The organism is Pantoea sp. Ap-967, from assembly GCF_011752565.1.
Lineage (GTDB): Bacteria > Pseudomonadota > Gammaproteobacteria > Pseudomonadales > Pseudomonadaceae > Aquipseudomonas.
In genome coordinates, this window is sequence record NZ_VWXK01000002.1 from 205,712 (window position 1) to 224,898 (window position 19,187).

Genomic DNA, 19,187 nt, shown 5'->3' on the forward strand with positions numbered 1-19,187 from the left:
GCCATGGAGGTACACTGAAGTCCGGTGTGCTCCATCCCGATAGCTCTCAGAAATCGCCATTCTCGATTGCGTATCCTACTGAGGGTATCAGAGGGCATTTTTAGGGGTACATTTTTGCTTCAGAAAACCAGAAATACCGCCCTAGAGCCATGTCCAAATGTTTTTTGGCAGCGATGAAAACATGTGAGTCAATGGCGCGCTTCTAGGTCCACGTGCCACTGGATGCGACTTACGTTCGGTTTCGGTGCGATGCGTCCAACACCAGTGGTGCTGGCTCGCGGACCTTGTCAGCATCGACTCAGGAAGCACGTAATTAAATCGAGGGCCCGCGTTACACCGGCAGTTCGGTAGTGAGCTTGATCTTTTCCATTGGAACCTCAGTCTTGACATTCTGAACCACGTCCAGGCTCGTCAAATGAGCAATCTGGAAGCGTCGATAAGCGTCCAGGTCCGCTGCCACTACTCTAAGCATGAGATCGCAATCGCCTGCCATCACGTGACACTCCACCACTTGCGGTAACTGGCGCACGGCGTTGACGAACTCATCGGTGGTAGCCTGGTCCTGGCGCTTGAGCCAAACCCTGACGAACAACGTCAGCCCCAGCGCCACTTTCGCCGGGTCCACCAGCGCCACGTAGCGCTCAATCACGCCAGATTCCTCCAGCAAACGGACCCTACGCAGGCATGGCGATGGGGAAAGCCCGACCTGCTTGGCAAGCTCCTGATTTTGTAGGCGACCATCTCTCTGCAGGGCGCTCAAGATGCGGCGATCGATAGCATCTAGCTTGATTGGCATTGGATTCTCGCTACAGGAAAATTATGAAACTGGATGCTAAATGCTCATGCCGATCATGCAATTACGCAAGCAAATTTCAGCGACAAATTGAAATAATTTGCCTCCAACCGAGGTGCGTATGAATGCCATTGAACCTGCTCTGAGTGATCCCCCAGCCACAACACCCAACGACGATTTGCGCCGCGGAGCAATAGCAGCCGTACCCGTTCTGCTGGGCTTCATTCCCTTTGCCTTGGTGCTCGGCGCCCAGGCATCGCAACGCAGTCTTGCTACAGGCGAGGTCGCGCTGATGACCGGTTTGAACTTTGGCGGCGGCTCGGAATTCGCCGCGATCGAGCTCTGGACATCACCTCCGGCAATCCTGGTGATCGTGGCCATGACCTTGCTGGTCAACAGCCGACACCTGCTGATGGGCGCGACTTTGGCCCCCTATCTACGCGACTTGCCGCTGAGGCAGGCGCTCGGTGCCTTGTTCTTCATGTGCGACGAGAGCTGGGCCATGGGCCTGGCCGATGCGCGCCGGCGCGCAGGTTTCAGCTTGCGCTATTACATGGGCGTTTCGTTGTGTCTATGGGGCACCTGGGTCTGCTTCACTACCCTGGGCGCATTGGTAGGGCCGCTGTTGGGTGACCTGCATACCTACGGCTTCGACATGGCCTTCGCGGCGGTCTTCCTGGTACTGCTCAAGGGTATGTGGAAAGGGGTGCAAGCCGCCCTGCCCTGGCTCTTCAGCCTGATTACTGCGGCGCTCTTCTATCTGTTGATCCCTGGTGGCTGGTACGTGTTGGCTGGCACTGTTGCAGGCCTGGTCAGCGCCTACCTGTGGGCCAAACCATGATGGATATCACCCCCCTGGTCACCATCCTCGGGATGGCCGTCGTCACCTACCTGACTCGCATCCTGGGTTTCCTGCTGTTGCGTAAACGGGCCATGGGCCCACAGCTCACCCAAGTGCTCGAGGCCGCGCCCGGCTGCGTGCTGATTGCAGTGATCGCACCAAAATTTGTAAGTGGGCATCCGGCTGACTTGATTGCCTTGGGCCTGACCGTATTTGCGGCCACCCGTTATTCCTTCTTTCCGGTGGTGGTATTCGCCATCGTTGTCACTGCAGCTCTGCGAGCGGCCTTGCCGAGCTGAACGTTCACCTTTCTGAAGAAAATCCCAATGGTTAATCTTTCCAAGCGAGAGATGAAGTCAGCAAAATCCCATGCGCGCGATACGTGGCCACATATGCTGCCAGCGGAATTGTTCGCCAGGTAATCCATGACCTCGACCACATCCTGTGCGAAATCGCGTTCCGGTGCCCCGCGGCGCAGTGCCTGCACTGTAGGCCCACTGCTACCCGGTGCACGGCCAAGCCCCAGGTCGATGCGACTCCCTATTGAGGTGATCGTAAATCCCGATATCTACTTAGAAGCAGTTACCATGGTCCTTATCCGCAAATTGGATGGGATGTATACAAGCCAGCCAAGCCCAGTGATCGTTACGCCCGCAAGGACACCGAACATTCATCGGCCTCCTCGACCTCCACTCGTACGCTTGTTCTCGAATGAATGGCCCTGGCCCTAGAAAAAGTACCTGACCGATGCACCCAGCGTGGTCGACGGCTGCGGAACGATCACCAAGCCACTGTTTGTGCCATAGGCCACCTCAGTGCCATAGCGGTGTGGCTGGAAGGTGCCAAACACGCTGAACTGGTAGTCCTGATAGTCGTAGCTGGCCCGCAGGTCATAGCGGGTGTACGGAGGCATCTCGTGTTTCTGGGTGCCGATGTAGTAAGGAATGCCATCCAAGTGGTAGACATCGGCGTTAAGCGTCAACTGGCCGCCCATAAACCCATCTCGATATTGCACACCCGCTTTGTAGGTATGTTCGGGTACCACCAGCAGCGCCCCGGTACCAGGCGGCGGGTTGTTGATGACTGCGTCGATGATGCGACCGTAGCTGATGTACGTGCTAATGGTAGAGGTGGCTTGGTAGTTGAAACTGGTTTCCGCCCCCCTGCGCGTAGTGTCGCCTACTTGCTCGTAAATACCCGGCGAGGTCTGCACGGTCTCGCTGTCGTTCTCGATGTAATAGAACTCGGTAGTGTTCGACAGCCGTTCGGTAGGGCGCACGGTGAAGCCGATATCGTAGGATTTGACCTTGCTAGGCCGAACGCTGCTGTTGATCTGGCCACCGGTGTCGCTGAGCGGTAACGCGCTGCCGCTGCCGGAACTGATGTACTCGGCCGCAGGCGAACGGAACCCTTCGGCGAAGTTGGTGAACAGCTCAAGTTGGTCGATAGGGGTCCAGACGAGCCCAAGCTTGGGCGTGGTCACCGAGCGGTGGTAGCCAGTGTCGGCATTGCGGAACTTGAGGTTGTCGATGTCATAATCGAATCGATCGTAACGGATACCCGCCAACAGTTTGAGCGAGTCGACCGGCTTGTACTGGCCCTGAGCGAACACCCCATAGGTGATCAGGTCCATGTCGAAATCGTAGTAGAAATTCTGCGTCGGTTCGAAGTTGCGGTACTGCTGGCGGTAAGCATCGCCGATGTCGCGGCGCACATCGGCGCCCACCATCAGTGCGGCTTTGTCTTCGTAGACGAAGTTGTAGGCCATGCGCCCACCGTAGATGTCACGGTCGTCCTTGCCATAGTTGTGGGTATTGCTGCCATTGGCGATCGCCCTGGTGCGCTTGAAGTTCTCGTAGTAAGCGGTGTAGTACAACCCGGCTTCTTCATAGGCGGGGGCGCGATTGAAGACATAAGTATTGCGGTTGGCGTCGCCATAGCCGTACAGGTTGTCCGTGTCGCGGCGGCTGATGGTGCCAGCACGCAATGCTGGGAGGTTCAGGTAGCCGTCGTTCTTGAAGTCCGATTGATAATGACTGAAGCGTGCCGAATACTTGGCATCGTCGATGACCTTGGACAGTTTCCAGAAGTAATTGTCACGGTTGGTTTCTGCAGCCTTGCGATAACCATTGGTCCGGTACAAGTCCGCAACGAACAGTGACTCGAAGCCCTCATGTTCGCCACCCAGCACTAGGTTGGCCCGGCGGCCATCGTAGCTTGCGACGTCCAGGCCAATGCTGGAGGCCACGTCCCCACCATCGAGCGTCTCGATGTTCACGGCACCAGCGCGGTTCTGATCACCATAGAGCGCAGAAACAGGCCCCTTGATCACATCGACCCGCTTGATCATCTGTGGCGTCAGCCACTCGAGAAATACCGGCCCGTGCCCTGCCCCACCCTGGCTTGACGGAATGTTCTGGGGAACGCCATCGACGTACACCGCGACGTCGGCGCCATGGGTACCGTTGGTAGCGAAGCCGCGCATGCGGAACCCGTTACCGGTGTCGCCTTGGTCAATGTTGTTGGCCACGACCCCCGGTACACGGCGGTAGATATTGGAGATGTCGCGATCGACATTGAGGGTTTTGATGTCCTCACTGGTGATCGTTGAAACGGCAGCCGGCAAGCTCTCGGAATCGTTACTCACTTTGCTTCGAGACAAGGTTGGTACATCACCTGCGTTGTGGCCCTCCCCCACAACCTGGATAGCACTCAACTCAGTAACGCTGTTTTCCTTCGTTTCTGCCGCCAGGGCCGCGTCCAGAGGGCCAAGGCTCATCGCCAACGCCGCCCCGGTAAACATCCAAGACCTACTGCCTTCCAAAGATCCACACATTTGTCAGCCTTAAATTTGATGTTATAACCTAACAGAAGCGAAACCTTACAGGATGATCAAGCTGTGTGCCATCACTCATGGTACGAGCGTTCTGGGCGATGGCCTATTCGATGAGCATGGCGCTAGCGCGCCGACCACAGTGAAGCGGCTGGCTGACCACTCACGCATCGAGCCACTCTCAGCACCGGCGATCGTGGCGTTCGACAATTAGGAGTAGGCAATTTGTTGTCGGTAGAGGTGCAGATAGACGGCAAACCTGCCGCCGGCATCGCACTTTTCGACGACTACCGAGGCATGCCGGATGTCAGCAGCATCAAGACAGAGGCCAATGGGCGCGCCGAGATCAAAATCCGCAACGCGGGCATGAACGTCATCGCGGCGCAGGCAAAAGTACCTGCGAGGAACTCGGACAGTTCAGAACGTAGTCCCTTCACGTCCCTGGGCTTTGTCGGCCAGGCTCATCAACACTAACGCGCTCGGCATTGGGCTTGACCGCGCCCAACACTCGTAAGTTGTGCCGCTGGCAGCCTTTGACGAACCGCGCTCGTTGAATATCCACCGAGCGCAGTTTGGTGTGCGATGGCGAAAATCCACTATTTCTTCTTCACCCCACCCTGCCGGGCTTTGAATCGAGGGTTCGATTTGCAAATGACATACAGCCTGCCGCGGCGTTTCACCACCTGACAGTCACGATGGCGATGTTTGGCTTGCTTGAGCGATGAAAGGACCTGCATAGCACTTCTCCTGTTATGTAATAACATTATCGTAATGAAAATCATTCTCGACCACAAGTCTTCATTGCCATGCCCTGCCGTCCACCTCCACAGCCAGTGCCACAGCGCCGGCCCTCAGCTTTCTCGCATATGCCGCTCTTTACGCTCCTGCCGCTCCTTCGCCTCAATGCTCAGCGTGGCCGTAGGCCGCAACAGCAGCCGCCTCAGGCCGATGGGCTCGCCGGTTTCCCTGCACCACCCATACTCCCCCCGGGAAATGCGCTCCAGGGCCTCATCGATTTTGTCGAGCAACTTCTTCTCCCGCTCCAGCAGCCGCAACTGCCACTGGCGCTGTTCCTCGACGGTGCCGAGATCAGAAGGGTCGCTGCTGGGTTCAAATTCACGCATCACTGCGAATTCACCAGCAATGCGGTCTTGAAGCTCGTTGCGCTGCGCGAGCAGCAACTCGCGAAAGAATGCCTGCTGGGCCGCATTCATGTATGCGTCATCAGGCTGAGAAAGCAGCTCTTGTTCTGTCATGGTCAAGGCTCTCCATCCATTGTCGAGGACATCATGTTCGTTGGGCGGCAAACGCCAGCGGCAACCCTTGGCAATTTTCATTGACCTGGTTTTCATGCCACGCAAGCTGACCGGACACGATCGTGGTGGTTACACGATGACGCAAGCGATGATGCTGGAACGGCGTCCATTGGCAATGCGCAAGAATCGGGTCGAGGCTCACGGGCCGCGGCTCGTCGAGGCGCTCTATCAAAGCAAGGTCTGCCCAATACCCTTCACGCAAGTAGCCGCGCTCGGGGATGGCGAACAGATCGGCAACGGCATGGCTTGATTTGCGCACCAGTTGGGTAATGGGCAACACACCTTGTTCGACGAGCTCGAACAGGGCCGGCAGCGCATGCTGCACCAATGGCAGGCCAGAAGGCGCCGACGCATAGGGGCGCTGCTTGTCCTGAAGCGTGTGCGGCGCATGGTCCGTGCCGATCACATCGATACGGTCACATAACAGCGCTTGCCTCAATGCATCGCGATCCTCGCGCGTTTTGATCGCGGGGTTGCATTTGATGAGGTTGCCAAGGCTTGCATAATCGCTGTCGTCGAAGAGCAGGTGATGGGCACAGACTTCGGCGGTGATCCGCTTCCCTGCCAATGGCCCAGGCTCGAACAGCGCCAGCTCTTTTGCCGTGGTCAGATGTAGCACGTGCAAGCGTGTACCAAACTGCTTGGCCAGCGCCACGGCCAAGCTGGAGGAACGCCAGCAAGCTTGCGCATCCCTTATCAAGGGATGCATGGCCGGCGGGATGAAGTCGCCGAAGCGCTCACGATAAAGGGCTTCGTTCGCCAGGATCGAGGGTGTGTGCTCGCAGTGGGCGAGCAGGATGGTCGGCACGCAATCGAAGAGACGCTCGAGCACCCTGGGGTCGTCGACCAGCATGTCGCCGGTGGACGCCCCCATGAATACCTTGACGCCAGCCACCTGCCGAGGGTCGAGGGCCGCAACGACATCCAGGTTGTCCTTGCTGACCCCGAAATGGAACCCATAGTTAGCGACGGAGGACGCTGCTGCGCGCGCCTTCTTGTCGTCGAGGGCTGCCACTGACAACGTTGCCGGGTTGGTGTTTGGCATGTCCATGAAACTGGTGATGCCCCCTGCCACGGCGGCTCGGGACTCACTTGCGATGGTGCCTTTGTGCGGGGCGCCGGGCTCGCGAAAATGTACTTGGTCGTCGATCATGCCAGGCACCAGCCAGCGTCCTTGCGCATCGATTTCTACTGATGCGTTCACACCCTCAATGCTTCTTGCGATCTTCTCGATGCGACCATAGGCAACGAGCACATCGGCATCGAATACCCTGCCCTCGTTGACCAGGCGCGCGTTTCTGATGAGGATTCGGCTCATGCGCTCACCTTCCGCGGATCGCCATCGACCACCACTTCATCGCCGTCAATGACGTTGTAGAAGCAGCTGCGCCGGCCCGTGTGGCACGCACTGCCGACCTGGTCGACGAGCAACAGCAATGCATCGCCATCGCAGTCCAGTCGTACTTCCTTGACGTGTTGTACATTCCCGGAAGTCTCACCTTTACGCCACAGGCCATTACGCGAGCGGGACCAGTAACACGCACGCTGCGTCTGCAGTGTCTCGATGAGTGCCGCCTCATTCATCCACGCCAGCATCAGCACTTCGCCACTGTCATGCTGCAGGGCAATCGCAGCCACCAACCCCTGGGGGCTCCAGGGGATCTGGCTGAGCACATCGCTTAGGGCGAAGCGCGAGCCCGCGCTTGCCTTCTCTAATTTGAGGAACATCGTCTGGGCCTTGAATCACTTGATGTGTTATAACATAACATAAATCACGCTCAACTGGTCCTTTCCATGAACGAAACCCCTACCCTCCCAACCGGGGACAACTCCTATGCCGATACCGAGCTGGCCTGCCTGGCCGGGGCCAAAGCTGCCCTTTACCGGTGGGCTGAAACCATCGCCACCCGGGACACCGACAAGGTTCTGGCGCTTTATGCTCCCGACGCCATATTGGTACCTACCCTGTCCAACGAGGTGCGCGACTGCCACGACAGCCGGCGCAATTACTTCGAGAATTTCCTGGCCAATGACGGCTTGGTATGTGACGTTCAGGTGTTCAAGAAACGCGTAAGCCGCAAGCTCGGCACCGTCGTCGTCGGTGGGTTGTATACATTCGCTTACCGCGACAACGGCGAGCTGCGCATCGTCCCGGCACGCTTTCTGTTCACCTTCGAACGCATTGATGAGCAGTGGCTGATCACCGGTCATCACTCATCCATGGAGGCTTGAACGCGAGAACGCCATGACTCAATTTGCAAACCTGGGAACATACCCAGCGGTTCGGCTTCGCCGTAACCGCGCAGACGACTGGACCCGCCGCTTGGTAGCAGAGAACACGCTGACTACCGATGACCTGATCTGGCCGGTGTTTATCAAGGAAGGTTTTGGCACGCGCGAACCTGTGGATGCCATGCCAGGCCAGTGCCGGGTGAGCCTCGCTGAACTGGTCGACCATGTCGGCCGGGCCGTGGACGCAGGCATACCGGCCATTGCACTGTTCCCCGTTACCGCCGCAGAGCGAAAAGATCGCGAAGGCAGTGAGGCGACCAATCCGCACAACTTGGTTTGCCAAGCCGCGAGAATACTTAAGGCAAGCTTTCCGGCACTTGGCCTGATCGGTGATGTGGCCCTGGACCCTTACACTGACCACGGCCACGATGGCGTTCTGCGCAACGGCCTCGTGGCTAACGACGAGAGCCTGGAAATCCTGGCGCGGCAGGCCGTCATCCAGGCCCAGGCCGGGATCGACACACTTGCACCATCGGACATGATGGATGGACGTATCGGCGCGTTGAGGTCTGCCCTCGATGCAGCGGGCCTGACAAACGTGAGGCTCATGTCCTACGCCGCCAAGTATGCGTCCGGCTTCTACGGGCCGTTTCGCGATGCGCTGGGCTCTTCGGGGACCCTGAAAGGGGACAAGCGCACCTATCAAATGGACCCCGCTAACAGCGATGAGGCACTGCGCGAGGTCGCACTGGATCTTCAGGAAGGAGCCGACATGGTGATGGTCAAGCCCGGCATGCCGTACTTGGACATCATCCAGCGCGTTAAAGCGACGTTTGCCGTACCTACGTTCGCCTATCAGGTCAGCGGCGAATATTCGATGATCAGGGCCGCGATCGACAACGGCTGGCTGGACCCGGATAAAGTCATCCTGGAGTCACTGATGGCATTCAAACGCGCGGGTTGCAGTGGCATTTTCAGCTACTTCGCGATCGAAGCCGCTGAGCGACTCAAGCGCGGATGAGACCCGTTTGAGTCGCAGCGCAATTGAACACCGGGAAGTCAGCCTACTCGACCCGCGACGGGTGCGCCCCGACACCTGCTCCGGCAGGCTTCCCCCCTGATACCCCAAGTAAGACGAGTAAAAAACGGCTGTGCTGCTGGCGCATCCGTTAGTGTTACATTATAACGTATACATCACTAAGCACATGACTCTACCTTCACATTCCGACCATGGGGCCTGCATGCAACTGACCGCTAATCAGAAACGCGTACTGGCTACTCTCCAGCAGTCTGGCAAGCCATTGAGTGCCTACAAGATTCTGGAGTCCCTCAAAGGCGACGGCTTCACGGCGCCCATACAGATCTACCGCGCGCTTGGGCGCCTGACCAAAGAGGGCATGGTTCATCGCCTGGAGTCACTCAATGCCTATGTCAAATGTGATCCTCCCCTCGCCTGCGAAGGCGTGCGGGCCTTCGCAATCTGCGATAGGTGCGGTCACGTCGACGAATTCCACATCCCCTCTTTCAACCACTGTTTGGACACGTGGTTAAAGCAGAGCTTGTTCGCCCTCGACAACTCGATCGTTGAACTTCATGGCACATGCACCACCTGCTGCGACCGCGCGCTCAAGAAAAAAGCTACGCCATCTCGTTACCCACACCGTGAGCCTTGCAAATGAAAGCACCCATCGCCAATCAGAGCGAAGCGCGAAAGCTGCCCGTGACTGTTCTTTCCGGTTTTCTCGGCGCCGGCAAAACCACGCTCCTCAACCATATTCTGAACAACCGCGAAGGGCGACGTATCGCCGTCATCGTCAATGACATGAGTGAGGTGAACATCGACGCGGCGCTGGTCCGCGAAGGAGGCGCAGAACTATCACGCACAGACGAGAAGCTGGTTGAGATGAGCAATGGCTGCATTTGCTGCACGTTGCGCGAAGACCTTTTGCTCGAGGTAGACCGGCTTGCCAAAGAGGGCCGATTCGACCAACTGGTGATTGAATCCACCGGCATTTCCGAGCCGCTTCCTGTCGCCGAAACCTTCACCTTCGAAGGCGAGGACGGCAGAAGCTTGGGTGAAGTGGCCAAACTCGACACGATGGTCACCGTGGTCGACGCCTTCAACTTCCTTCGTGACTACAGCTCGCGTGACAGCCTGCACTCCCGTGGTGAATCGCTTGGCGAAGAGGATGCCCGCACGGTTGTAGACCTTCTGATCGAGCAGATCGAGTTCTGCGATGTCATCGTGCTCAACAAGACTGACTTGATCGACAACGATGAACGCCAGCAGCTAACAGCCATTCTCAACTCATTGAATCCTCGCGCAAAAATCGAATTCTCCGAGTTCGGTAAAGTCTCGCTTGATCGGGTGCTGAACACAGGTCTGTTCGATTTCGACGAAGCGTCCAAAGCACCGGGATGGCTGCAGGAAATGCGCGGTACACATACGCCTGAGACCGAAGAATACGGTATCCGCAGCTTCGTCTACCGTGCCCGTCGTCCCTTCCATCCCCAGCGTTTCCATGCACTGGTGGAGCGGGAATGGCCGGGCGTGGTCCGCTCCAAAGGCTATTTCTGGCTCGCCAGCGAGCCCGCTATGGCTGGCAATTGGTCCCAAGCCGGCGCCGTGGCACGCCATGGCCCTGCAGGTTACTGGTGGGCGGCGATTCCAGAAGATCGTTGGCCAACCGACACCGAGTCGATCGAGAACATCCGCGCCAAGTGGGACAAGGATGTTGGCGATGCGCGCCAAGAGCTTGTGCTCATCGGCATGGACATGGACGAGCCTTCTCTGCGCGCCAGCTTCGACGCCTGCTTGCTTACGGATGAAGAAATGGCACTTGGCCCCAAAGGCTGGATGAAGCTGCCCAATCCACTCCCAGGCTGGAACTGAACTATAAGCGCCCTTCCCTTACCGGGAAGGCTAGATCACCGCGGACAAACCCCATGAATGCAGCACTACCCGACGTTTCCGTTACCGACTTGGCGCCGACTCTACGCCTGCTTAAGCGGCAGGCGGCCATCAACCCCGCAGCACAGCGCTGGGAGAGCCAGCACGGACAGCTGGATGCCAGCAAGATCGTCGACCTGGGCCTGTTCACCCATCAGGGCAAAGCACCCGATCGCACAGGACGTGACCCGCGAAATGATTGAAATGACCTTCAGGGCTTTCAAGGGCAACGCAGGACACTTCGAAGGTAACAGCTTATGACCTCACCCCTTCATCTGCACAACACCCTGACGCGCCAGAAAGAGCCACTGCGTACCGAACAGCCTGATCGCGTGACCCTGTATGTCTGCGGGCCGACCGTCTACAACTTTGCGCACATCGGTAATGCCCGGCCAGCGGTGGTGTTCGACCTTCTGGCCAGGGTGCTTCGTCATGAATACCAAAATGTGGTCTACGCCCGTAACTTCACCGACGTCGACGACAAGATCAATGCCGCTGCAGTGGCTGCGGGCGTGCCCATTGTGGCGATTACCGAGCGCTTCATAGATGCCTACCATGCCGACATGTCAGCCCTCGGCGTCGCTTCTCCCGACCTTGAACCACGCGTGACCGATCACATCCCCGACATCATCGAACTCATCGAGCAGTTGATCGCTCGCGGTCACGCCTACACAGTGCAAGGCCATGTGCTGTTCCACGTCCCCTCTTACCCGGCATATGGCCAACTATCTGGTCGCCAGCCCAACGACATGATGGCCGGCGCCCGGGTGGAAGTCGCACCCTACAAACGCAGCCCGCTGGACTTCGTGCTGTGGAAGCCCTCGACAGCCGACTTGCCAGGCTGGGCTAGCCCTTGGGGACGTGGCCGGCCAGGCTGGCACGTCGAATGCTCGGCCATGATCGGACGGCACCTTGGGCACACCATCGACATTCACGGCGGCGGCCAAGACCTGATCTTCCCTCACCATGAGAACGAGATTGCACAAGGCACTTGCGCACATGGGGCGCCGTACTGCCACACCTGGGTCCACAACAGTTTCATCACCGTCGACGGGCAGAAGATGTCCAAATCCCTGGGTAACGTACTGCTTGTTCGCGACCTGCTGACCCAAGCACCGGGGGAAGCCATTCGGTTCGCCCTGCTGTCGACGCACTATCGTCGCCCGATGGACTGGAACGCCAAGCGCATGCACGATGCCGTTCAGACGCTGACGCGGTTTTACACCTCGCTGTCGAACGTCAGCTCGATCACACCCGCTGCCGATGTCGCCGTTGATCACCAAGTGCTCGAATCCTTGAAGAACGACCTGGGCGTGACCGAAGCGCTTGCCCGCCTGCACGTGCTTCGAGCCGACCTCGACCGTGCGCAGACCCAAGACGAGCGGGCACTCTGCAAAGCCAGGTTGATCAATTCCGCAGGCCTGCTCGGCCTGCTGCAGCAAGCCCCGGCGGCTGCCCTTGAGGCATTGGCACCGCCCGCGCGCGCTGAGCAATCGCCGGCCCACCGACAGCACCTCCACGCCCTGCTGCAAGCCCGCGACCAGGCACGTGCCGCGCGTGACTTCAACAAAGCCGACACCTTGCGTGATGAGTTGCTGGCGGCAGGCTACAGCATCGAAGACACCCGCGAGGGTTCCCGGTTGCGCCCCGGCGGCTTCGATCCCGTGCCGCCAAAATGCAATAACGACAAAGGTCACTCATGCTGATCCGCAAGCTGTTCAAATTCGAGAACGCCCATATCGTGCGGGGCTGCAGTACGCGCCGTTGTTCACATTCGATCCACGGACACTCCTACAAAGTCGAGCTGATCCTGCACGCCGACGCCCTGGATCATGGCCAGATGGTCTACGACTTCGGACTACTCAAGGGCGATATTCGCGAATTGATCGACGCGTTCGATCACTCCGTCGCCTTGTGGGCAGAGGATGATGCCGATTATCTCGCCTCGGTACGGCGGCACTCGGAGCGATGGGTCTCGATTCCCGTATCGCCTAGCGCAGAGCAGTTCTCTCGGCTGATCTTCGCGTTGGTGGACGCAGCGTTGGCGCGCACGGAAATGAACAATGGAGAGGTGGGCGTGGGCTTGCACTCGGTGATCGTGCACGAAACCGAGACGGGCTATGCCCAGTGCTTCCGGGAGGATGTCAACAACCCACGCATGGGGCTGATAGACCTGGAACACATCGAATTCTCCCCCGCGATCGTTGCGCAGTGGCCCACCCCCGACTTGTTCGAGCGGCTAAAAAACACCCAGACCATGCTGCAACCCCAGTTGCCTGGCTTCGCCTGACCACGCGCTGGTATCCCCCAGTTTCCCGGCCCACCCCAGCAGGATGGGCCTACGCATACCTAGATCAAGAGCCTGACACAATGCCTGATAACACGCCCAACCCAGCCTTCACGGTGACGCTGCCCGACGGTTCGCAGCGCGCCTTCGATCGCCCCGTCACCGTTCAGGAGATAGCCGCCTCCATCGGCGCCGGGCTGGCACGCAGTACCCTCGCCGGCAAGGTCGATGGCCGCCTGGTAGACGCATGCGAAATCATTGACCATGACGCCCACGTGCAAGTAATCACGCCGAGGGACGAAGAAGGCCTGGAGATCATCCGCCACTCCTGTGCACACCTGGTAGGCCATGCACTCAAGCAGCTCTACCCCAACGCCAAGATGGTCATCGGCCCCGTCATCAACGAAGGCTTTTATTACGATGTTGCCTACGAACGGCCGTTCACGCCGGCAGACCTGAATGCGATCGAAGCCCGCATGCGCGAGCTGATCGCCAAGGAATACGACGTAATCAAGCGCATGACGCCCCGGGCTGAAGCCATCGGCATCTTCGCGCAGCGCAGCGAAGACTACAAACTGCGTCTGATCGATGATCTCCCGGACGCACAGTACCTGGGCCTGTACTTCCATGAAGAATACGTCGACATGTGCCGCGGCCCCCATGTCCCTAACACCCGCTTCCTCAAAGCTTTCAAGCTGACCAAGCTGGCAGGCGCGTACTGGCGCGGCGACGCAAGCAACGAGCAACTGCAGCGCATCTACGGCACGGCATGGGCCGATGCCAAGCAACTCGCACAGTATCTGCTGCGCATCGACGAGGCCGAGAAGCGCGACCATCGCAAACTCGGGCGCGAGCTCGACTTGTTCCACTTCGAGGAGGATGCGCCAGGTTCGGTATTCTGGCACCCTCGGGGCTGGGCCGTGTTCCAGTCGTTGATCAGCTACATGCGCCGCCGGCAGAACAACGCCGGCTACGTCGAGGTCAACACCCCCGATGTCATGGATCGCAGCCTGTGGGAGATTTCCGGGCACTGGCACAATTACCGTGACCACATGTTCACCAGCGAAACCGAGGATGGCCGCGCCCTGGCCCTCAAGCCCATGAACTGCCCTGGCGGCACCTTGCTGTACCGGCATGGCCTCAAGAGCTACCGCGAACTGCCAATCCGCATGGGCGAATTCGGCAAGGTGCACCGTTACGAGCCATCCGGCTCGCTGCACGGGCTACTGCGAGTACGCCACTTCACCCAGGACGATGCCCACATCTTCTGCACCCCTGAGCAAATGAACGACGAGTGCCGAGCCGTCGTGGACCTGGTGCTGGATATCTACCGCCAGTTCGGCTTCGAAGATGTCCGCATCAAGCTCTCCACCCGCCCAGCTAATCGGATGGGCAGCGACACAACCTGGGACCTGCTCGAAGGCGCCCTGGTTCATGCCTTGGAAGCGATGAGCCTGGATTATCAGGTAAACCCCGGTGAAGGTGCATTCTACGGACCGAAGCTTGAGTTCGTGCTCAGGGACGCCATTGGCCGGGACTGGCAGTGCGGCACGCTGCAGGTCGACATGAACCTGCCAGAACGCTTCGGGCTGGACTATGTCGATGAAGAAGGGCTGCGCAAACGCCCCGTGATGTTGCACCGGGCGCTGTTTGGATCGCTCGAACGCTTCACCGGTATTTTACTGGAGCACCACGCGGGTAAATTGCCTGCCTGGCTGTCGCCCGTCCAAGCAGTGGTATGTTCGATTTCGCAGCAACACGCCGCGTATGCCGATGACATCACCACGGTGCTACGAGGCCACGGACTGCGCGTCGAAGTAGATACCCGAAGCGAGAAGATCGGCTACAAGATTCGCGCCCAGACGCTACAGCGTATTCCCTTCATACTCGTGGTGGGTGCCCAAGAGCAAGCCGAGGGCAGTGTCGCAGTCCGTGACCGAGACGGTAACAATCTAGGCGTGATGGATTTGAAGCAGGCCATTAATTGGATACGGCAGTCCACCGAATCGCCAGACATCAGCCAAAGCCGCCAAGCACTAAAAGCGGTTCTGGAGCGTATGGCGACTCCATGGGGGCTGGAGTATCTGGAAGCCAGCGCCCAACGTATGGGCTACGGTATGGGCTGAAACCATCAGATACAAAAAAGCCCTGAAATATCAGGGCTTTAATGAAAACTAGTGGCGAAAGCGTAGGGATTCGAACCCGGAAAATCATCACGCAGCCGTTGGAAGCTTCCGACCCGCCCGCGAAAATTGCTGGGCGCAGATACGACCACAGCGAAGCGCGAACTGGCTTACTGCCATCTGATAGCCAATCGCTAGCCTTGGTATTCCAAAATAAACATAACCTCGCGCTAAAACGCTCCTAATCTGTCCGTCGATGGATCAACTCTCCCTTGGAGCACATCATGGACAGATTAGCTTCGTCGCCCACCCTCGCCCGTAAATCCGTCACCATCGTCCCTGAATCGCGTTTTATGCAGAACTACCGGGTTGCCAGCGCCGTACATGGCGGCAGTTCGGCCTCTGCCATCAGCAACGGACGTGGCGATGTGGAATTGTTCACCAGCGGTAGCGATACCCAGGTATGGAACATTTACCCCGACTCACAGAGTGCCACGGCCAACAGCGCGACGCTCACAGGGCTCACCGGTGAAGTGATCGCCAGCGGCTTGACGCCCAGTGGCGATATTGCGTTGTTCGCAGCCCAAGGAACCAACCTGTTGTACTGCGTGGAGCAGCCAGCCTCGGCCAGCCGTTGGTCGGCGGTGAAGATGATCGATGTGCCTCTGCCATCCAATGCCATACGCATTGCTCGCATCACCACGGCACGTATCGCCGGCAAGCTGTACATCGGCGTGTTGGTCGAGGCCAAGGGCATGGTCGGCACGCTCTACAACTTCAGCTGGGGAGTGTGGGACAGCAGGCCGCCGACCTCGCTCAACGGCACGACCCTCCAATTGCAGACGTTGAATGCGGTGTGGACCGGCAACAGTGACAGCAACGTGGCGTTTTCAGTGTTCGATACTGTGATTCTCGAGTACACCCTCAGCACCCATGAGCTCAACCGCCCAGCCATCGCCGCCAACTTCCGCAGCCTCGATGTAGCGGCAGCCAGCGATCAGCTCGGCAACACCCAGGTGGTGGCCATTCTGGCCGATGGCAACGCCTATTGCCTGGTCGGGGGTGGCAACAAGCCGTACAGCTGGGCACAACTGACCACTGCGTCCTCTTTCAAGCAAGTTGCCATTCTGCCATCACGGCCGGCATTGGACATGCTCTTGCTGGGGGTCGACAACACCTTGTACCACGCCAGCCAGAATGCTCCGTCAGCCACCGGCTGGGGAGAACCGACGCCAGTCTATCGAGGCGTGCAGGCGTTCCAGGCGGCGGTGCAGGATGGTGGCCTGGCGGTGTTCGCCATCCAGGCGCAGCAGAACACGGTCACCCAGCTCAGCCGCGAAAGCCTCAGTGGCAACTGGACGATCGCCGCGTTGCAAGTGCAAGCGGCGGGCAGTATCGAAGACTTTGCTTCATACAGCACCGACGTCACACTGTACAGCGAGGCGGGCACTCCACTGGCTGCAACCCCAGTGGAGGTCTGGACCGAGGAACCGTCGCGGTTGGCCATCAACGGTGGCGTCTACTACGTCACACCGCGTCGTCCGGTGCGTCTGTTGACCAACAGTGCCGGGGTGCTGTCGATTGCGCAGCAGATCAATGCACTAGGAGCCCCAGCCATCCTGTTGGCGGTGCCCTCGCTGATGTCGCCCGGCGAGCGTATCGAGTTGCGCCAGGACGCCGAGGTGCAGGACCGGCTCAGCGTCACCAACGGTAATGAACTGTTGGGGGCCAAGCTGGCCAGCGGTGCGCCCTTGCTGCGCGATCAGTACCACACACAGGCGACCGCCGATGCAGTGGCAGAAGCAGTCAGCCGCAGCATGAGCCTGGCCAGCCCGGCCTACTTCAAAGGGACTACGACGACGCCCTATACCGACCCGCGCCGCCCTCGCGCCGGTGTTTCACTGCGCCGCAGCGCCGACGTCGGCGTACGCTCGCTCGAACTCGCGCAAGTGCCCGAACAGCACTGGCATCTGAGTGTGCGCAATGGCCAGGTGCAGTTCAACGACCTGTCCGCCGATGCAGCTTCCGGGCTGTTGATGGCCTTGAGCAGCAGTGCATTGTCGGCCGGTTGGTTCAGCTGGCTGACCGACATCGGCGACTTCATCTCTGGGGTCGCGCAAGGTCTCATCGAAGTCGTCGATTATGTGGTGACCACCGTCAGCGCGGGCATCCGGGCGGCATTTCATTTCATCGTGGATGGCGTCACTTATCTGTTTGAAACCCTGGTGGACACCGTGGAAAAGGCATTCGACCTGGTCGAGGCCGTGTTCTCGGCGGTGAAGGTGTTCTTCCAAGAGCTCTATGAGTGGCTGGCATTTCTCTTCAACTGGGGCGATATGCTGCGAACCCATGAGGCCATAGCGCATATCGTCAACAGCGGTTTCGACTTTCTGGTCGGCGCCACCGGCGGCATCCAGCGCATTATCGATGGAGGTATCGACACCTTGCAGCGCCAGTTGCAGCAATGGTTCGCCGAGGCGCGCACGACCATCGCCGGTGACTACAGCCTGGGCGGCTACGAGCGGGCCAACACCCCTGATGATCCGGAAACCTCCAGAGCGGTGGCCAACAACATCGTCTACAACGGGCTGCTCAACAATGCCTCGGCGGCGCATTCGAGCATGGCTGCCACTGCGTTGCTGAGCGTTGCTGACGGGCCGTTCAGCCAGTTCATGGACGAGCTGACGCGGCTGGCCGACTTCACCGAGTCGTCCCAGGCGTTCGCCCAGGCTCTGGCCTACCTGCAAGACCTGGGCTCAGCGCCGGACGAGATTTTCCGAAAGCTGCTGGCGGCCTTGATGAGCGTGGTCGAAGGGGTGCTACAGGCGGTGCTGTCCGGTGTGCAGGCGGTGATCGATGCGCTGCTGAAAACCGTCGCGACGCTGATCGCCGGCCTAAAGCAGCTGATGAATGCGAAGTGGAACATTCCCTTTGTCAGTGACTTATACCGCTTTATCACCAACGGCTCGGACCTGACCACGCTGGACTTGATGGCGCTGGTACTGGCGGTACCCGGCACAATCCTGTTCAAGGTGATGCAGAAAACCGCGCCATTCCCGGATCAGGCCAGCGTGTCGCGCTTCAAGGAGGCCTTCACTGCCGATGTACTGCTCACCGCAAGCGGGCTCAAGCCGGCTGGCCGGCAACAAGCGAAGCAAACCGTTCAGGCCGAGCAGGCATGGAGCGGTTGCCTGCCGCGAGACCTGGCACTGGTGACCGGAACCTTGGGTTCGGTTGCCTACTTCTTCTACGGCGGCCTCACGGCCCTGGGTGACGCGTTGCCGCCGGAATCCGGGCCGCCTGAGATCGTCGCCTATGCCGCGTTGGGCCTGGAGACGGCGGCGCAGTTGTGCAGTTGCCCCTGGATCTTCTCCAGCGGCGCACCTGGATGTGCCACCGCCGATGGTGCCGGCCGGATTCTGTGGCTCTACACCTGCCTGGGCGTACTGCTCGATGGAGTGTTCGTGTTCCAGGCCCACAAGATGCCGGAAAACCGCGAAGATATTGGCGTGATGACCACCTTCGTTTATGGCCTGGGCCACCTGGCCTTGGCTATTCGGCCTTCAGTTGGGCAAAGCGGCGAGACGGTGGCGTTGAACATCGTGCCGTGCCTGCCGGAAGTGTGTAAACCACTGCGTCTGAAACGCGTGGTGCTCAGTACCAAAGGGTTCTCGTTGCTGGGCCAAGCGGCCCTGGATGCAATCTGTTACACCTCGGCCACGGTCCTCAACATGGTCTCGGTGTCTGCTGCAACTCGACCTGCGCTCGCCGACGCCAGTGCCCTGGGCACCGGCACCCGTTCGTTGTAGTCA

Annotated in this window: 16 protein-coding genes and 2 pseudogenes; 12 read left to right on the plus strand and 6 right to left on the minus strand. The window is 59.1% G+C overall.

The genetic code is table 11. The annotated features are described in order from the left end of the window. Positions 1 to 331: 331 nt before the first annotated feature. A complete protein-coding gene (locus tag F3J45_RS03425; protein ID WP_205299882.1) occupies positions 332 to 796 on the minus strand; it encodes an Lrp/AsnC family transcriptional regulator in 465 nt (154 codons plus the stop codon). A 118-nt stretch (positions 797 to 914) separates the two neighbouring features. Between F3J45_RS03425 and F3J45_RS03430 the strand changes: the two genes are divergently transcribed. Continuing rightward, positions 915 to 1,634: an AzlC family ABC transporter permease gene (locus F3J45_RS03430; RefSeq protein ID WP_167057367.1), complete on the plus strand. Its 720-nt coding sequence runs from the start codon at positions 915 to 917 to the stop codon at positions 1,632 to 1,634. Then, positions 1,631 to 1,933: an AzlD family protein gene (locus tag F3J45_RS03435; protein ID WP_167057370.1), complete on the plus strand. Its 303-nt coding sequence runs from the start codon at positions 1,631 to 1,633 to the stop codon at positions 1,931 to 1,933. Before F3J45_RS03430 ends, F3J45_RS03435 begins: the two co-directional genes overlap by 4 nt. A gap of 428 nt (positions 1,934 to 2,361) precedes the next feature. On the opposite strand, the gene F3J45_RS03445 is transcribed toward F3J45_RS03435, so the two are convergent. Beyond that, positions 2,362 to 4,281 carry a TonB-dependent receptor gene (locus tag F3J45_RS03445; protein WP_167057373.1) on the minus strand — a complete coding sequence of 640 codons (1,920 nt, stop codon included), beginning with the start codon at positions 4,279 to 4,281 and terminating at the stop codon, positions 2,362 to 2,364. Positions 4,282 to 4,686: 405 nt separating this feature from the next. Between F3J45_RS03445 and F3J45_RS03450 the strand changes: the two are divergent. After that, positions 4,687 to 4,941: pseudogene (locus F3J45_RS03450) on the plus strand (hypothetical protein); the annotation flags it as partial. Positions 4,942 to 5,063: 122 nt separating this feature from the next. Here F3J45_RS03450 and ykgO read toward each other — a convergent pair. The 4 genes from ykgO to hisI form a co-directional block, all read right to left on the minus strand. Next, positions 5,064 to 5,204 (minus strand): type B 50S ribosomal protein L36, encoded by a 141-nt coding sequence (ykgO, locus tag F3J45_RS03455; protein WP_167057379.1) that lies wholly within the window; start codon positions 5,202 to 5,204, stop codon positions 5,064 to 5,066. A 114-nt stretch (positions 5,205 to 5,318) separates the two neighbouring features. Then, positions 5,319 to 5,804: an RNA polymerase-binding protein DksA gene (gene dksA / locus F3J45_RS03460; RefSeq protein WP_240164519.1), complete on the minus strand. Its 486-nt coding sequence runs from the start codon at positions 5,802 to 5,804 to the stop codon at positions 5,319 to 5,321. After that, positions 5,755 to 7,101: a dihydroorotase gene (locus tag F3J45_RS03465; RefSeq protein WP_167057385.1), complete on the minus strand. Its 1,347-nt coding sequence runs from the start codon at positions 7,099 to 7,101 to the stop codon at positions 5,755 to 5,757. The genes dksA and F3J45_RS03465 overlap by 50 nt, the downstream gene beginning before the upstream one ends. Continuing rightward, positions 7,098 to 7,511 carry a phosphoribosyl-AMP cyclohydrolase gene (gene hisI / locus F3J45_RS03470; protein ID WP_167057388.1) on the minus strand — a complete coding sequence of 138 codons (414 nt, stop codon included), beginning with the start codon at positions 7,509 to 7,511 and terminating at the stop codon, positions 7,098 to 7,100. Before hisI ends, F3J45_RS03465 begins: the two co-directional genes overlap by 4 nt. A 66-nt stretch (positions 7,512 to 7,577) precedes the next feature. Between hisI and F3J45_RS03475 the strand changes: the two genes are divergently transcribed. From F3J45_RS03475 to F3J45_RS03515, 9 genes and pseudogenes are all read left to right on the plus strand, one after another. After that, on the plus strand, positions 7,578 to 8,015 hold the full coding sequence (locus F3J45_RS03475; RefSeq protein ID WP_167057391.1) for a nuclear transport factor 2 family protein: 438 nt from the start codon (positions 7,578 to 7,580) through the stop codon (positions 8,013 to 8,015). A gap of 13 nt (positions 8,016 to 8,028) precedes the next feature. Then, positions 8,029 to 9,036 (plus strand): porphobilinogen synthase, encoded by a 1,008-nt coding sequence (gene hemB / locus F3J45_RS03480; protein ID WP_167057394.1) that lies wholly within the window; start codon positions 8,029 to 8,031, stop codon positions 9,034 to 9,036. A 220-nt stretch (positions 9,037 to 9,256) separates the two neighbouring features. Next, on the plus strand, positions 9,257 to 9,694 hold the full coding sequence (locus tag F3J45_RS03485) for a Fur family transcriptional regulator (RefSeq protein ID WP_167057397.1): 438 nt from the start codon (positions 9,257 to 9,259) through the stop codon (positions 9,692 to 9,694). Further along, the gene (gene zigA / locus F3J45_RS03490; RefSeq protein ID WP_167057400.1) at positions 9,691 to 10,908 is read left to right on the plus strand and encodes a zinc metallochaperone GTPase ZigA; all 1,218 of its coding nucleotides are present in this window, start codon (positions 9,691 to 9,693) and stop codon (positions 10,906 to 10,908) included. Before F3J45_RS03485 ends, zigA begins: the two co-directional genes overlap by 4 nt. A gap of 53 nt (positions 10,909 to 10,961) precedes the next feature. Next, positions 10,962 to 11,168: a hypothetical protein gene (locus F3J45_RS03495; protein WP_167057403.1), complete on the plus strand. Its 207-nt coding sequence runs from the start codon at positions 10,962 to 10,964 to the stop codon at positions 11,166 to 11,168. 54 nt (positions 11,169 to 11,222) lie between these two features. Continuing rightward, positions 11,223 to 12,671 (plus strand): cysteine--tRNA ligase, encoded by a 1,449-nt coding sequence (gene cysS, locus F3J45_RS03500; protein WP_167057407.1) that lies wholly within the window; start codon positions 11,223 to 11,225, stop codon positions 12,669 to 12,671. After that, positions 12,665 to 13,255, plus strand: coding sequence for a 6-carboxytetrahydropterin synthase (locus tag F3J45_RS03505; protein ID WP_167057410.1), 591 nt, complete (start codon positions 12,665 to 12,667; stop codon positions 13,253 to 13,255). Before cysS ends, F3J45_RS03505 begins: the two co-directional genes overlap by 7 nt. Before the next feature lie 80 nt (positions 13,256 to 13,335). After that, positions 13,336 to 15,252, plus strand: a pseudogene (thrS, locus tag F3J45_RS03510) (threonine--tRNA ligase); the annotation flags it as partial. A gap of 407 nt (positions 15,253 to 15,659) precedes the next feature. Beyond that, the gene (locus F3J45_RS03515) at positions 15,660 to 19,184 is read left to right on the plus strand and encodes a hypothetical protein (protein ID WP_167057416.1); all 3,525 of its coding nucleotides are present in this window, start codon (positions 15,660 to 15,662) and stop codon (positions 19,182 to 19,184) included. Positions 19,185 to 19,187: the final 3 nt, after the last annotated feature.